Below are 14,862 nucleotides of genomic sequence, written 5' to 3'. Positions count from 1 at the left end.
TCACCGGGCATCAGGTGCGGGGCGACACGTCGAGCTCAGCGTTCGCCGCACTCGACGAGGGCGTCGGCCCAGTCGGCGTGGTCGAAGTTCTTGCCGTCGCCGCCGTCCGAGACGGCCAGGCGCAGCCGGCGGACGTCGGTGACGTCGACGTCGAGCGGCACCCCGCCGTCGGCAGCCGTCAGCACCGGGGTCTCGGCCAGCAGGACGTCGTCACCGTAGACATGGAACCGCACCGACGCGGCCCCGGACACCTCGTCGTCGATGCCGACCACCGCACGGAACGTCGTGCACGTGCCGCCGAGCCAAGCGGTCAGGGAGCCCGGGGCATGCATACCGACGCCCTTGGCGTAGGTGACACCCGCGATCGTGATCGGCTGCCCGTCCCCCGCCACGGCCTCACCGTTCGACGCGTCACGCTCGACCGGGCCGTAGCCGTTGGACTGCTCGATCCAGTCGAGGTCGGAGACGTAGTGGTCCCCGGTCAGTGCCGGCGGCGTGACCCACAGCGTGGCCTGGTTCGCCGCCGTGTAGCGACCGGTGCCCGAATCTCCCGCCGCGCCCGCGTCGCCCGTGGCACGGTAGGTGACCGCGACCGGCACCTCGTGCGTGCCGACCGCATCCTCCGGGACCCGGACCTGCCAGGTGATCCGTGCCTCCTGACCGGCGGGGAGCCGGGTGACGGTCCGGGCGCCCTGGTCCGCCGTCCAGCCGTCCGGCAGCTGCGGGGTCAGCCGCACGCGGGTGACGTCACGGTCGGCCACCGAGAACGTGGCATCCACCTCGACCGTGCTCCCCGGCTCCACGTCGGCCTGCACCGGCTCGACGGCGAGCACCGCGGCCGGACGGGCTTCGACCGGCTCGAGGCAGCTGGTACGGCCCTCGGTCGCCGCGCACACCACGGCGACGAACCCGCCGTTGTTCGCGGTCGGGACGTGGAGCGTCTCGGACGCCGCGGCCCGGACCGTGGTGTGCACGGTGGCCGACCCGTTCGCACCGTCGTCGGTCAGCAGGTCCACGACGACCTCCTGCCCGCCCCTGGCGAGCCCGGCCAGCGGCAGCTCCAGCGCGTCGCCGGAGCCCGCGCGCAGGCCGCCCACGAACCACCGGTCCCCCGAACGGCGGGCGATCACCGCGTGCTGTCCGGGCGTGCCGCCCAGCAGGCGCGTCTCGTCCCAGTGCGCCGGGATGTTCTGCAGGAACGGCATCGCGGCCGGCTCGGCGTCGTATCCTTCGGGCTTGTCCGAGATGTGCTGCCAGCCCGACTCGTACGCGACGCTCATCGCCGCCTGCTGCGCCTTGGACGTCTTGTCGTTGTCGCGGGAGAACACCACGGGCGTGAAGTCCATCGACCCCGTGACGTTGCGCGTGAACGGCACGATGAGGCTGCGCTCCGGGCTGATGCCGTTCTCCATGCCACGCACCGACTCGTAGCTCATGATGTGCGGCCAGGTGCGCTGCATGCCGGTCGGCAGGGCCGACCCGTGGAAGTTGATCATCAGCTCGTACCGGGCGGTGTCCCGGGCGACGTCGTCGTACCACTGGTGGATCTCCTGCGAGTCGGAGTCCATGAAGTCGACCTTGAGGCCGCTCACGCCCCACGACTTCAGCCGTGGCAGCCACTCGTCGCGCTGCTCCTGCGTGCGCAGGTCACGGCTGTGGAACCAGGCGAGGACGTCGACGCCCCGGGTGTGGGCGTAGCGGACGGTGCGCGGCACCCAGCTCGCGTCCCAGCCCTCGTCCAGGAGCACGTACTCCCAGCCGTTGCGCGCGGCCAGGTCGACGAAGTCACGCTGCCTGGCCTCGTCGCGCGGGCTGCTCCAGTCGGTCAGCCAGCTCCAGCTGGACCGACCCGGCTTGATCCAGGACGTGTCCTGCCCGTCGAGCTCGCTCGGGGTGGCGAGGTCGTCGACGAGGTTGGAGCCGACCACGGCGGGCAGGTCGCCCACGATCGCCACGCGCCACGGCGTCGACAGCTCGCCCGTCGACGTGACGGGCCGCCCCTCGAACAGGTCCACGTCGTAGCGCAGCGAACCCGGCGTGTGCGTCAGGTGCGAACCGGCGTAGTCGCCGTGCACGTCCGCCTCCGTGACCAGCACGTACCGGTCCGCCTGCTGGAAGAGCACCGGGAAGCCGACGCTGCCGCCGCCGTTGCCCGCCGCGGCGGTCGTCGTGGTCCACTCCGCCTCGTAGTTGACCGCGTACGAGGTCTGCATCCACGCCGGCCCGTCCGCGGCCGGCTCCCACGCGCCGGACTCCTCGTCCACCCGGTGCTCGCCCGCGCCCTCGAGCAGGTAGCGGTAGGCGACGCCGTCGTCGGACACCCGCACCACGACGCCGAGCCGCCCGCCGTCGGGGGCCTCGAACGTGAACACCGACTCCTCGTGGACGTACGACCTGCGTGCGCTCTTGCCGGTCGTCATGGTGTACGAGTCGGCGACGGTGCGGTCCTGCCGGCCGGTGAACGTCAGGCCGGTGGTGAGGTCGCCGTCGCTGCCGCGCAGGCCCAGCCGCGTGGCCGAGACCACCGTCTCGCCCTGCGCGACCACGTCGAGCAGCACCTGCCCGGCATCGTCGAGACGCAGCACCCCGTCCAGGTCGGATCCCCGCGGGCCACCCACCCGCCACTGCGTCTCGGTGTCGGTGTCGTCGGTGGCGGTGGCCGGGGCGGCGCTCGCGGCGCTCCCCACGACCACCAGGCCGCTCGCGACGAGCGCGAGGGCTGACACCGCTGTCACTGCACGGACCGCCAAGCGGCGCGCGGGTACGAGCTTCACGAGGTCTCCCTTGACTCCGAACGAGCACGGCGCCCGGTGCGCCGTCGGTCAGGTTAGGGAACTCGGTCGGCCCGGTCAACCGTTTGATCAGAAGCTACGAGTCAGGATCCATGGCCGAGACGAACCACCCCGTCAGCGTGGCGGGGTGCGTGATAGCGGTCCCCACGCAGACGCTGAACGCGCCGCGCGCCAGGGCGGCGGCCGCCTGGCCCGGCGTGTGCACCCGCCCCTCGACGACGACGGGCAGCGCGCATCCGGCGACCATCGCGTCGACGAGCTCGAGGTCGGGGCCGTCCGTCTTCCGGCGCTCTCCCGTGTACCCCGCGAGGGTCGTCCCGAGCAGGTCGACGCCCGCCTCCTGCGCCGCGAGCGCGTCGTCGAGCGACCCGCAGTCGGCCATGACCAGCACGTCGGCCGCGGCCTCGCGCAGGCCCGCGACCGTCTCGGCGAGCGTGCGCCCGTCCCGCCGCTGCCGCCGCGTCCCGTCGAGCGCCACCACGTGCGCGCCCGCCTCGGCCACGGCCAGGGCGTGCCGGAGCGTCGGCGTGATGAAGACTCCGTCGGCGCCGTCCTTCCACAGACCGACCACGGGGACGTCGACGACGGCGCGGACCGCCGCGATGTCGTCGAGGCCCTGCACGCGGACCGCCGCCGCGCCGCCGGTGACCACCGACCGGGCGACCTGCGCCGTCGTGCGGGGGTCGCGCATCGGCTCCCCGGGATAGGCCTGGCAGGAGACCGTCAGCCGGCCGCGCATCGTGTCCAGCACCCAGTCCTTGGTCATGTGCTCCTCGCTCATCCGGTCGTCCCCGTTCGGTCCAGCAGGTCCCACGCGCCGCGCGCGGCACCGATGATCGCAGCGGCGGGGCCCAGCGCCGCGCGGCGCAGCGGCAGGTCCACGAGCACGTCGACGACCTCGGCGCGCAGCGCCAGGTCGAGCGCCGACCACCAGGGGTCGCCGGATCCGGCGACCCCTCCGCCGACGACGACGATCTCCGGGTCCAGCACGGTCACGAGCCCGGCGATCGCCCGCCCGAGCGCCGTCGCGGACTCCCGCACCACCCGGTCCGCGAGGGCGTCGTCGCGCTGCGCCCTGGCGACGACGTCACGCGTGTCCCGGGCCGCCGGGTCACCGCCGAGCGCCAGGTAGCGGCGGTGGATCGCCGGGCCGGCCGCCACGGCCTCGAGGTGCCCGGGCCTGCCGCACGTGCACGGCAGGCCGTCGGCACCCGGTACCGGCATGTGCCCCAGCTCGCCGGCCAGGTGGTGGGCGCCCCGCAGGGGGCGGCCGTCGAGCACGACCGCCCCGCCCACACCGGTCCCGACGGCCACGAGCAGCACGCTCCGGGCGCCGGCGGCGGCGCCCAGCCAGGACTCGCCCGCCGCGTGCGCGTCGACGTCGTTCTCCACGAACACGAGTGGGGCGGCCCCGCGGGCGGCCAGCCGGTCGCGCACCCCGCCGGCCACGTCCGTACCCGGCCAGCCGGGGAACGTGTCGGTCGCGGAGACGATCGTCCCGCGCGCCACGTCCACGACGCCCGCCGTGCCGATGCCCACGCCCGCCGTGCCGGCACCGGCGTCCGCCAGCACCGTCCGCACGAGCGTGGCGACGGCGTCGAGCACGGCTTCCGGGCCGGCGCCCGCCGGGGTGGGGACGGTGCGTACCGTCCCCACCTCGCCGGAGGCCGAGACCGTCGCCGCGGCCGTCTTTGTCCCCCCGAGGTCCACCCCCACGACGACCCGGCCGGGCTCAGCCATGCAGGAGCCCGGCCTCGCGGGTGATCTCCTCGATCCGGTCGGCGACGTCGCCGTCGAGCGCCTCGAGCGGGAACGAGAGCTCCGCGGTCTCGATGAGCCCCTGCCGCTGCACCGCCACCTTGAAGGCGCCGACCCCCGCGGCGTCGCCGGACCGGCCGTGCGCCTGGAAGACGATCTCGAACAGGGCGGCCAGCCGCTCCTGCTCCTTGCGCACGTCGTCCCACTTGCCCGACTGCGCGAGGTCCCACAGCCGCACGTACCCGGCGGGGTCCACGTTGCCGAGGCCCGGCACCACGCCGTCGGCGCCGAGCAGGAGCATGCCGTCGACGACCACCTCGTGGCCCGTGAACAGGGCGAGCGGCGAACCGGCGGCCGCGTTCGCGGCGACCAGGCGGCGGAACGCCACGTCGTCGCCCGACGAGTCCTTGACGCCCGCGAGCACGCCGTCGGCGCCGAGCCGCACGAGCAGGTCGACGGGCAGCTTGGTCCGCACCCGGACGGGGATGTCGTAGGCGAACAGGGGGACGTCCACCGCCGCGGCGACGGCACGCAGGTGCCGCTCGATCTCGGCGGTGTCGTTGATCGCGTACACCGGGGGCGTCGCGACGACGGCGTCGACACCCGCCTCGACCAGCGCGCGCGCCTGCTCGATGACGCGGGCGGTCGTCAGGTCGATCGCGCCGCCGAGGACCGGAACGCGGCCGTCGGCCGCGCCCACCACGGTCCGCACGACGAGGTCGCGCTGGGTGTCGGTGAGGTAGGCGACCTCACCGGTCGAGCCGAGCACGAACACGCCGTGCACGCCGCGCTCGACGAGGTGCCGCACGAGGCGGTCGAGCGACTCCACGTCCACCTCGCCGCCGGCGGTGAGCGGGGTCAGGACGGGCGGGACGATCCCGCGGAAGAGGGGCGTGGTCACGTGAGGCTCCGGTTCTGGTGCTGGGGTGGTGTGGTCTGTGGGGACAGGGACGGTCATGGGGCCGGGTGGGGCGGGCCGCCTCATAGCAGGGCGGGTGCCGCGGCGAGCAGCGTGCGCGTGTACTCGTGCCGCGGGTGGTCCAGGACCTGCGCGGCGGGCCCGGACTCGACGATCCGGCCCGAGCGCATGACCACGATCTCGTCGGAGACGTGGCGCACGGTCTGGATGTCGTGGGAGATGAAGACCATCCCGAGGCCGAGCTCGCTCTTGAGGTCGGCGAGCAGGTTGAGGATCTGCGCCCGGACGGAGACGTCGAGCGCGGACGTGGGCTCGTCGGCGACGATCACGTCCGGTTCGAGCGCGAGCGCCCTGGCGATCGCCACGCGCTGGCGCTGCCCGCCCGAGAGCTGGCCGGGCAGCGCGTCGAGCACCGACGTGGGCAGGCCGACGAGGTGGGTGAGCTCGCGCACCCGCGCGGCCCGGGACGCCGGTGTGCCGACCCGGTGCACGTCCAGCGGGTCGCGCAGGGCCTCCCGCACCCGCATGCGGGCGTTGAGCGCGGTGGCCGGGTCCTGGAAGACGACCGACACGACCCGGCCGACCTCGCGGCGCACGCGTGGCGTGTAGGAGCGCACGGCGGCGCCGCGGAAGCGGATCTCCCCCGACGTGGGCGCCTGCAGGCCGACCAGGACCTTGGCCATGGTCGACTTGCCCGAGCCGGACTCCCCCACGATCCCGAGGGTCCGCCCACGGCTCACCTGGACCGACACGTCGTCGACGGCGTGCACCCGGTTGGCCCGGAAGAGGGTGCCGGTGCGGGCCTTGAACACGACGTGGACGCCGCGCAGCTCGACGACGGGCTCGTCGGGCGTCGCCGGGGTGCCCGGCGTGGTGGTGCCGCTCATCGCTGTGCTCCGATCGTGGTGGGGGCGCCGTCCGGCTGCTCGCCGGGGTCGGCCGGCGCGCCGGGCACGGCGACGAGGTGGTCGGGTGCGCCGTCGAGGGGGCGCAGGACGGGTCGCACACCGAGCCCGCGGTCCGGGTGCGACGAGCGCGGGGCGAACCGGTCGCCGGCCGGGAAGTCGCGCGGCGCGGGAACGGTGCCGGGGATCTGGTGCAGGCGCGTCGAGCGGGACTCGATCGACAGCACGGCGCCGAGCAGCCCCTGGGTGTACTCGTGCCGCGGGTCCAGGAGCAGCTCACGGGTGGGCGCCTGCTCGACCACCTGGCCCGCGTACATGACGGTGATCCGGTGCGCGAGCTCCGCGACGAGCGCGAGGTCGTGGCTGACGAACACCATGGCGAAGCCGAGCTTCTCGCGCAGGCTGTCGAGCAGCTCGACCACCTGTGCCTGGACGGTCACGTCCAGCGCCGTCGTCGGCTCGTCGGCGATGACCAGGCTCGGGTCACGGGTGAGGGCCATCGCGATGAGGACCCGCTGGCGCTGCCCGCCGGACAGCTCGTGCGGGTAGCTCTTGAGGGTGCGCTCCGGGTCCAGGCCGACCAGCTCCAGCAGCTCCTCGGCCGTGCGGGTCCCGCCACGCCGGGTGAGCTGGCGCAGCTGCGCCCGCACGAGCATGGACGGGTTGAGCGAGCTCAGCGCGTCCTGGTAGATCATCGCGGTCTCGGTGCCCCGCAGGGCCGCCCGCTCGCCCGGCGACATGGTGAGCAGGTCCCGGCCGCGGTACAGGATCTGTCCCGTGACCTGCGCGGACGAGTCGAGCAGCCCCATCACTGCCAGGGAGGTGATCGACTTGCCGCAGCCGGACTCGCCGACGAGCGCCATGGTCTCGCCCGGGCGGACCGAGAAGGACACGTCGTCCACGACGGCGACATCGCCGTGCCGCTCGGGGAACCGGATCGAGAGGTTGCGCACCTCGAGCAGCGGGGTCGGGTCGCCGTCGTGCACGGGCCGGTCCGTGCGCTTCTCCTCGGCGGAGCGGAGCGTCGCGAGGCGGCTGGCGAGAGGTACGGCGGGTTCCGCCGGCTCGACGTCGGGGTCCACGTCCTCGACCTCGGCTGCTGCGTCCGCCGCGACGTCCCCGCGGGCGGCACGGCCTGCGCGCGGTGCCGCGACCATGGCGTCGGTCATGCCCTCGGACAGGATGTTCAGGCACAGGACGGTGAGCATGATCGCCGCCCCGGGGAAGAACGTGGCCCACCAGTAGCCGCCCATGACGAGGTCACGGCCGGCGGCGATCACGTTGCCCCACGACGGCTCCGGGTCGGGGACCCCCGCCTGGATGAACGACAGGGACGCCTCGAAGATGATCGCGTCGGCGACCAGCACGGTGGTGAACACCAGCACGGGCGCGGCACAGTTGCGTGCCACGTGTCGCCCGAGCACCCACCAGGTCCGGGCGCCCATGACGCGGGTCGCGGCCACGTAGTCCTCGCCGTACTGGTCGAGCACGTTGGCCCGCACCACCCGGGTGAGCTGCGGCGTGTACAGGAACGCGATGGTCAGCACCAGCACCGGCAGCGAGCGCCCGAACACCGACACGAACACGGCGGCCAGCGCGATCCCGGGGAAGGACATGATGATGTCGAGGACCCGCATCAGGGTCTCGGAGACGGCCTTGCTCGCGGTGGCGGCGATCGAGCCGAGCACCGCCGCGGCGACGAGCGCGATGGCGGTCGCGCCGAGGCCGATGACCAGGGAGTACCGGGCGCCGTACACGACGCGGGCGAAGATGTCGCGGCCCTGGCGGTCGGTGCCGAACCAGTGCTCTCCGCCCGGGGCCTGCACGGGGACGCCGGTCGTGAGCGGGTCGTGCACGGCGACGAGGGGGGCGAAGACCGCCGCCACCACCACGAGCAGCACGAACACGAGCGAGATCTTGGACCCGGCCGGCAGGGCACGCAGCCGCAGGGCGGGCTCGGAGAGTCGTTCCGTCAGGTGTCGTCGCACGTCACACCGTCCTGATTCGTGGGTTGACGAGTACGTAGAGCATGTCGACGACGATGTTCACCAGCACGAACGCGAGCGCCACGGCGAGGGTCACGCCCTGCACGAGGTTGGGTTCGTTGTTGGTGACGCCGTTGAGGATGAGGGTGCCCATGCCGGGCAGGGCGAAGATGACCTCGATGACGACCGCGCCGCCGATGAGGTAGCCGACCCGCAGCCCGAGGACGGTGATGGGCGTGATGAGCGCGTTGCGCAGCACGTTGCGCCCGACGACGACGTGGCGCGGCAGGCCTGCTCCGATCGCCGTGCGCACGTAGTCCTTGTCGAGCTCCTCGACGACGGAGGTGCGCACCACGCGGGTGAGCTGGCCGACGACGGGTACCGCGAGGGCCAGTGCGGGCAGGGCCATGCGGGCGAGGTAACCGGGCAGGTCGACGCCGGGGGCGGGCAGGGGCCCGCTGGCCGGCAGCGCCCCGGTACCCAGCGTGACCGCCTGGATGAGCAGTACGGCGAGCCAGAACGACGGGGTGGCGAGGGAGGCCACGGAGAGCACGCGGATGGCCTTGTCCGGCCAGCGGTCCCGGAAGAGCGCGGCGACGACGCCGAGCAGGAGGGCGAGGACCGCGGCGACGACGAGCCCGATGAACGTGAGCTCGAGCGTGATCGGCAGCGCGCGCACCACCTCGTCGGCGACGGGGGTCTGCCGGGCGCTGAAGGTGCCGAGGTCGCCCCGCAGGAGGCCGCCGAGGAAGCCGACGTACCGCACGAGGAGGGGGTCGTCGAGCCCGTGCGCCGCGCGGTAGGCCTCGCGGGCCTCGACGGAGGCGCCCTCACCGAGGGCTTGGATGGCGGGGTCGACCTTGGAGAACGACATCACGACGAACACGAGGAACGTGATACCGAGGATCATGATCGGCAGCTGGAGGAGACGGCGGCCGACGAGCCGCAGCAGCGCGTTCATCGGGGGCCTCCTTCGGTGGTGGTGCGGGGCATGGGGCGTCCGTTCTGGTGTCCCGGCCCTCTCGCCGGTCGGGCGAGAGGGCCGGGGGCGGTACGGGTGTCAGGCGTGCGTCGTCAGCCGACCTGGCCGACGTCGAGGAACGACAGGCCGGTCACGGGCAGTGGCTGGAACCCGGACAGGCGCGAGCCGTCCCAGGCGGTGGGCAGGCTGCGGTGCAGCAGCGGGTACAGCGGAACCTCCTCCGACACGAGGTCGAAGGCCTGGTCCCAGAGCTTCTGCTGCTCGTCTCCCTCGGTGCGCACGGCCTGGTCCAGCAGGTCCTGCAGCTCGGCGAACTTCGGGTCGTCGTCCCAGCGGTAGCGGGACTGCGACCAGACGTTGTCGCCGTACCACCAGCGCATGAGCAGGTCGGGGTCGTTGCCGAAGACGGAGGGGTCACCGGGCGCGACCATGACGTCGAGGTTGCCGTTGTCGACCTTGGTGTACTGGCCACCGGACTGGCCGATGTCGAGGGTGGTGTCGACGCCCACGGCGTCGAGGTTCTCCTTGATCAGCGGGGCGAGGTCGGCGACCCAGCCGGTGTCCGTGGTCAGGAGGTTGACGGAGAGGTCCTTGACGCCGGCGTCGGCCAGCAGCTGCTTGGCCTTCTCCGGGTCGTAGGTGTAGGCCGTTGCGGCCTCGTTGTAGTTCGGGTGGTTCTCGGGCAGGAAGCTCGTCGCGGCGGCGCCGTTGCCCAGCAGGCCGGTCTCGATGATCGAGTCCATGTCCAGGGCGTAGAAGAACGCCTGGCGCACGCGGACGTCGTCGAACGGCTCCTTGTCCGTGTTGAACATCATGAACAGCGTGCCGAAGGACTGGACCGACTCGACGTCGGCGGTGCCCTCGAGCGTCGGCAGGTCGATGTAGGGGACGTCCTCGATGGCGGCGACCGTGCCGGAGCTCATCGCGGTGACGCGGGCGGCGGGGTCCGACAGGAGGTTCCAGACGAGGCCCGCTGCCTGGGCCGGGCGGGGGCCCGTGTAGTCGTCGAAGCGCTCGAACGTGATCTTGTCGTCGGGGGCCGCGTGAGTGATCGTGAACGGGCCGGTGCCGACGGGCAGGGCGTTGAACGCCTCGTAGTCGGACTCGACGACCTTCTCGGAGACGATCTTGACCGCGGACAGGCGCTCGGGCACGAGGCTGAACGGGTACTTGAGCTCGATGGACACCGTGTCGTCGTCGACCGGGGTGACCGTGTCGACGAAGTCGACGAACTCGGCGTAGAGGGACTCGTTCTCGGGGTCGAGCACCCGCTCGAAGCTGTAGGCGACGTCGTCCGTCGTGACGGGGCTGCCGTCGTGGAACACGGCGCCCTCGCGCAGGTCCACCTCGTAGTGTGTGTCGTCGATCTTCTCGGGCAGGTCGGCGCCGAGCGCCGCGTACACCTCACGCGTCGCGGGGTCGATCTCGGTGAGTCCCTCGAACACGTGCCAGTTCGCCGCTACTGTCACGGCACCGGTGGTGGTCATCGGGTCGAAACCGCCCGAGAGGGTGTACGAGATGCCTGCTTCGATCACGGCGTCCTGGTCGATCTCGCCCTGGGCGGCGCCTTCGCCGGCCGGGTCCTGCGTGGTGCCGCCGCCCGAGCAGGCCGCGAGGCCGAGGGCCACGACGAGACCTGCCGCGGCGGTCGCGACGGCGCGACGCCGGGAAGGTGAGCTGACATGAAGCGACATTGATTCTCCTGACAGTGGGATCAGAGCAGTCGGATCAGACCTCCTCGAACCTCAGCGGAGAGGGAGGGACATCTGATGTCTGATGTTGTGTAGCATGACACTAGGACCAGAAACCGAAGGGGTCAAGATGGCGACACCGCGGAGCACCGCACCCGAACCGACGGGGACCGAGACACGAACCACCATGACGGCCACCCCACGGCGGACCACGACCGCCGACCAGATCAAGGACTTCATCCTCGGCGAGGGCCTGCGTCCCGGCGACCCGCTCCCGACGGAGGCCGCCCTGTGCGAGCGGCTCGCGGTCTCCCGGTCGAGCGTGCGCGAGGCCATCCGCACGCTCTCCACGCTGGACATCGTCGAGGTGCGCCACGGCCACGGCACCTTCGTGGGCCACATGTCGCTCGACGCGCTCGTCGAGTCCCTCGTCTTCCGCGGCGTCCTGAGCCCCGGCGACGACCTGCGCGCGCTGCGGGACGTCGTCGAGGTGCGCCAGGCGCTCGACCTGGCCATGGCCGAGCGCATCGTCGACAGCCTCGCGGGCACCACCTACCCCGACCTCCACGCGCTCGTCGACGAGATGGTGGCCGCCGCCGGCGAGGGGCGCAGCTTCGCCACCCAGGACCGCGCGTTCCACACCGGGCTGCTCGCCCGGCTCGACAACTCGCTCGTCGGACAGCTCGTGGCCGCGTTCTGGGACGTCCACACCGCGGTCATCCCCAAGCTCGGCATCTCCGTCGCCGCCGACCTCGTCCAGACGGCACGCGCGCACGGCGAGATGATCACCGCCGCCGAGGCGGGCGACGTCGCGGCGTTCCGCGCCGCGGTGGTCTCCCACTACGAGCCGATCGACCGCGCGCTGGAGGGGAAGACGTCGTGAGGGACCCGCAGCGGATCGCCCGCGCGCCCGTCGGCATCGCGGTCATCGGCATCGGCGCGTTCGCCCGCGAGCACCTCCTCGCGCTCGCCTCCCTGCCGGGCGCCGCCGTCCGCTGGGTCGTCGGCCACGACCAGGGCCGGGCGGCGGCCCTCGCCGCCCTCGTCCCGGGCGCCCGCGCCACGACCCGCCTCGACGAGGCGCTGTCCGACACCGCCGTGACCGCCGTCGACGTCGTCACCGCCACGCCCGACCACGCGCGCGACACCGTCGCCGCGGGGCGCGCGGGCAAGCACGTGCAGGTCGAGAAGCCCGCGGCCCTCGGCCTCGGCCAGCTCGACGCCATGGTCGCGGCGACCGAGGGCAGCGGCACGTCGCTCGTCGTCGGGCAGACCGTCCGGTTCCAGCCCGCCGTCGCGGCGCTCGCCCGCGCCGCGCACCGCGGGGACATCGGCACGCCCCGCCTCACCCACATCTCCTGGTACACCGGGCACGCCTGGCCGGGCGGTTGGCGCGGCTGGCAGCTCGACCCTCAGCTCTCCGGCGGGCACCCCGTGCACAACGGCACCCACATCGTCGACGCCGCCGTGTGGCTGCTCGGCGACGAGCCCGTCGAGGTCTTCACGCGCGGCCTGCGCACGTTCTCCCCCGAGATGGAGTCGCCCGACTCCTTCCACCTCCAGCTCCGCACCGCCTCCGGCGCCCTGGCCACCCTCGAGCTCTGCTACGCGCTGCGCCGCCGCGGCGAGCTGCTGCGCCGCGTCGTGCTGGTCGGCACCGAGGGCACCCTGACCCACACGACGTCCGAGGAGGACGGTCTGCACTCCGACGCCGCGACGGCTCCCCCACCCTCGGTCGACGGCGCCCTGCGCGCCCAGCTCGCGCACTGGCTCGACGTGGTCCGCGGCGACGCGCCGCAGATCGTGACCACCTCCCAGGTACGCACCGCCCTGGCCACGGCGCTCGCCGCACAGCGCTCCCTCGTCTCGGGCCGCCGGGAACGGGTGGCCGACGTGCCCGGGTACACGGGTACGCCGGTGGGGGCACCGGCATGAGCGCCCTGCGGGTCGCCTTCGCCTCGGCGGTACGCCACGCCGCCGACTACCTCGCTCTGCTGAGCCAGGACGACCGGGTCGAGGTGGTCGGCGTCGTCGAGGAGCGCACGGCGTCCGGCCGGGCCGCCGAGGACTCCCGTGGCGTGGCCGACCGGGCCGGTGTGCCGTTCGCGCTCGTCGACGATGTCGCGTCGGTCGCCGCAGCGCTCGGCACACCGGTCGACCTCGTGGTCGTGTGCGCGGAACCCACCCGACACGCACGCCTCGCGGCGGCGCTGCTGGAGGCGGGGCTCGACGTCGTGGTCGACAAGCCCGTCGCGACCACCCTCGCCGACGCCGACCACCTGGCCGCCGTCGCCGAACGGTCCGGGCGGACGTGCGCCGTCGTGAACCGCACGCACGCCCCCGCCCTGCGCCGTCTGCGGGCGTGGGTGGACGCGGGCCACGTGGGACTCCCCCGCCACCTGGACCTGGAGTTCTTCGCGTCGGGCGCCCACTTCGCCACCTCGGTGGAACGACCCGAGCTCGTCGTCGACCGGAGCCTGTCCGGCGGGGGCGAGATGCTCAACTTCCTGGGCTACTGCGCCGACGCGGCGCTGTACCTCACGGGGCTGGCGGCCCTCGAGGTGCACGCCTTCATCGGCACGCTCTTCCTGGAGCCGCACCGGGCGGCGGGCGTCGAGGACACGGCCGTCGTCACGCTGGAGCTCGACCGCGGCGTCACCGTCACGATCACGCTGGGCCGCGTGCCGTACGCGCCCGGCGGGACGCCGACCACGTCGTCGGTCCGGCTGCTCGGCTCGCACGGCCACGCGGTGGCCGACGACGACACGCCCGCCGTCTCCCGGTTCGGCGCCTCGGGACGCACCACGATCGCCGACGACGTCGGCCAGGTCGCCGCCGCCGCGTACCTGCGGCACGTGGTCGGCGCCCTGCTGGCCGGCGAGCGTCCCGACTACGGGATCGAGGAGGCGCGGGCGACGCTCGCGGTGATCGACGCGGCGTACCGGTCGGTCGAGGCGGGGGACGTCGTCGCCGTGGGCGGCGCGCGGGACAACCACGATGTACACCAGCACAAGGAGGAACGGGTCTGATGGAGGTCGTGATCGCTCCGGCGCAGGAGCTCGCTCGGCTGGCGGCCGATGCCGTCGAGGTACTGCTCGGGACCACGCCCGACGCGGTGCTGGGACTGGCCACGGGGTCGTCACCGCTGGCGGTGTACGACGAGCTGGCCCGCCGCCACACCGAGAACGGCCTGTCGTTCGCGCGGGCGAGGGCGTTCATGCTCGACGAGTACGTCGGCCTGGGCGCGGACCACCCCCAGCGGTACCGCAACGTGATCGAGAAGGAGTTCACCTCCCGCGTCGACCTCGCGCCCGGTGCGGTGCAGGGCCCGGACGGCCTCGCGCAGGACCTGCCGGCAGCGTGCGCCGCGTACGAGGCCGCGATCACGGACGCCGGCGGTGTGGACCTGCAGCTGCTCGGCATCGGTACCGACGGGCACATCGCGTTCAACGAGCCCGGGTCCTCGCTCGCGTCACGCACCCGGATCAAGACCCTGACCAAACAGACCCGGCAGGACAACGCACGGTTCTTCGGCGGATCGGTCGAGCAGGTGCCCCGGCACTGCCTGACCCAGGGCCTGGCCACGATCATGTCCGCCCGCCACCTCGTGCTGCTCGCGTCCGGGCGTGCGAAGGCCGAGGCCGTGCACCAGCTCGTGGAGGGCCCGATCTCCGCGATGTGGCCCGCGACCATCATGCAGACCCACCCGCACGCGACCGTGCTGGTCGACGACGCGGCCGCCTCCCGCCTCCAGCTCGCCGACTACTACCGCCAGACCTACGCCGACAAACCCGACTGGCAAGGCCTGTGACCCCCGGCCGGCAAGCGGG

At 73.2% G+C, this 14,862-nt stretch carries 12 protein-coding genes; 4 read left to right on the top strand and 8 right to left on the bottom strand.

Going from position 1 to position 14,862, the window contains the following annotated elements; genetic code table 11:
* Positions 1-35: 35 nt before the first annotated feature.
* The 8 genes from ACYVK7_RS13145 to ACYVK7_RS13110 all read right to left on the bottom strand — a co-directional run bounded on the left by ACYVK7_RS13145 (position 36) and on the right by ACYVK7_RS13110 (position 11,035).
* The gene (locus ACYVK7_RS13145) at positions 36-2,774 is read right to left on the bottom strand and encodes a glycoside hydrolase family 97 catalytic domain-containing protein (protein ID WP_460888165.1); all 2,739 of its coding nucleotides are present in this window, start codon (positions 2,772-2,774) and stop codon (positions 36-38) included.
* Between the two features lie 94 nt (positions 2,775-2,868).
* Positions 2,869-3,573 (bottom strand): N-acetylmannosamine-6-phosphate 2-epimerase, encoded by a 705-nt coding sequence (locus ACYVK7_RS13140; protein WP_460888164.1) that lies wholly within the window; start codon positions 3,571-3,573, stop codon positions 2,869-2,871.
* Complete coding sequence (locus ACYVK7_RS13135) at positions 3,570-4,532, bottom strand: ROK family protein (RefSeq protein ID WP_460888163.1); 963 nt, start codon at positions 4,530-4,532, stop codon at positions 3,570-3,572. Before ACYVK7_RS13135 ends, ACYVK7_RS13140 begins: the two co-directional genes overlap by 4 nt.
* Positions 4,525-5,451, bottom strand: coding sequence for a dihydrodipicolinate synthase family protein (locus tag ACYVK7_RS13130; protein ID WP_460888162.1), 927 nt, complete (start codon positions 5,449-5,451; stop codon positions 4,525-4,527). The genes ACYVK7_RS13135 and ACYVK7_RS13130 overlap by 8 nt, the downstream gene beginning before the upstream one ends.
* Positions 5,452-5,531: 80 nt before the next feature.
* Entirely contained in the window at positions 5,532-6,356 is an 825-nt protein-coding gene (locus ACYVK7_RS13125; RefSeq protein WP_460888161.1) for an ABC transporter ATP-binding protein, read from the bottom strand.
* Positions 6,353-8,362, bottom strand: coding sequence for a dipeptide/oligopeptide/nickel ABC transporter permease/ATP-binding protein (locus ACYVK7_RS13120; protein ID WP_460888160.1), 2,010 nt, complete (start codon positions 8,360-8,362; stop codon positions 6,353-6,355). The genes ACYVK7_RS13125 and ACYVK7_RS13120 overlap by 4 nt, the downstream gene beginning before the upstream one ends.
* Before the next feature lies 1 nt (position 8,363).
* Positions 8,364-9,320 (bottom strand): ABC transporter permease, encoded by a 957-nt coding sequence (locus ACYVK7_RS13115; protein ID WP_460888159.1) that lies wholly within the window; start codon positions 9,318-9,320, stop codon positions 8,364-8,366.
* A gap of 113 nt (positions 9,321-9,433) precedes the next feature.
* Complete coding sequence (locus ACYVK7_RS13110; RefSeq protein ID WP_460888158.1) at positions 9,434-11,035, bottom strand: ABC transporter substrate-binding protein; 1,602 nt, start codon at positions 11,033-11,035, stop codon at positions 9,434-9,436.
* A gap of 184 nt (positions 11,036-11,219) precedes the next feature.
* Between ACYVK7_RS13110 and ACYVK7_RS13105 the strand changes: the two genes are divergently transcribed.
* Genes ACYVK7_RS13105 through nagB form a run of 4 tightly spaced genes read left to right on the top strand, consistent with a single transcriptional unit; the run spans position 11,220 to position 14,843 of the window.
* On the top strand, positions 11,220-11,915 hold the full coding sequence (locus tag ACYVK7_RS13105) for a FadR/GntR family transcriptional regulator (protein WP_460888157.1): 696 nt from the start codon (positions 11,220-11,222) through the stop codon (positions 11,913-11,915).
* A complete protein-coding gene (locus ACYVK7_RS13100; RefSeq protein ID WP_460888156.1) occupies positions 11,912-12,967 on the top strand; it encodes a Gfo/Idh/MocA family protein in 1,056 nt (351 codons plus the stop codon). Before ACYVK7_RS13105 ends, ACYVK7_RS13100 begins: the two co-directional genes overlap by 4 nt.
* On the top strand, positions 12,964-14,061 hold the full coding sequence (locus ACYVK7_RS13095; protein ID WP_460888155.1) for a Gfo/Idh/MocA family protein: 1,098 nt from the start codon (positions 12,964-12,966) through the stop codon (positions 14,059-14,061). The genes ACYVK7_RS13100 and ACYVK7_RS13095 overlap by 4 nt, the downstream gene beginning before the upstream one ends.
* Positions 14,061-14,843 (top strand): glucosamine-6-phosphate deaminase, encoded by a 783-nt coding sequence (gene nagB / locus ACYVK7_RS13090; RefSeq protein ID WP_460888154.1) that lies wholly within the window; start codon positions 14,061-14,063, stop codon positions 14,841-14,843. Before ACYVK7_RS13095 ends, nagB begins: the two co-directional genes overlap by 1 nt.
* Positions 14,844-14,862 lie beyond the last annotated feature (19 nt).

The organism is Promicromonospora xylanilytica (genome assembly GCF_054782895.1).
Note: the sequence above shows the minus strand (reverse complement) of the source record. Positions and strands in the feature narration are given on the sequence as shown.

Coding starts and splice junctions, on each gene's coding strand:
- ACYVK7_RS13140 (WP_460888164.1), bottom strand. CDS start 3,573: ATGAGCGAGGAGCACATGACCAAGGACTGGGTGCTGGACACGATGCGC.
- ACYVK7_RS13135 (WP_460888163.1), bottom strand. CDS start 4,532: ATGGCTGAGCCCGGCCGGGTCGTCGTGGGGGTGGACCTCGGGGGGACA.
- ACYVK7_RS13110 (WP_460888158.1), bottom strand. CDS start 11,035: ATGTCGCTTCATGTCAGCTCACCTTCCCGGCGTCGCGCCGTCGCGACC.
- ACYVK7_RS13105 (WP_460888157.1), top strand. CDS start 11,220: ATGACGGCCACCCCACGGCGGACCACGACCGCCGACCAGATCAAGGAC.
- ACYVK7_RS13115 (WP_460888159.1), bottom strand. CDS start 9,320: ATGAACGCGCTGCTGCGGCTCGTCGGCCGCCGTCTCCTCCAGCTGCCG.
- ACYVK7_RS13095 (WP_460888155.1), top strand. CDS start 12,964: ATGAGCGCCCTGCGGGTCGCCTTCGCCTCGGCGGTACGCCACGCCGCC.
- ACYVK7_RS13125 (WP_460888161.1), bottom strand. CDS start 6,356: ATGAGCGGCACCACCACGCCGGGCACCCCGGCGACGCCCGACGAGCCC.
- nagB (WP_460888154.1), top strand. CDS start 14,061: ATGGAGGTCGTGATCGCTCCGGCGCAGGAGCTCGCTCGGCTGGCGGCC.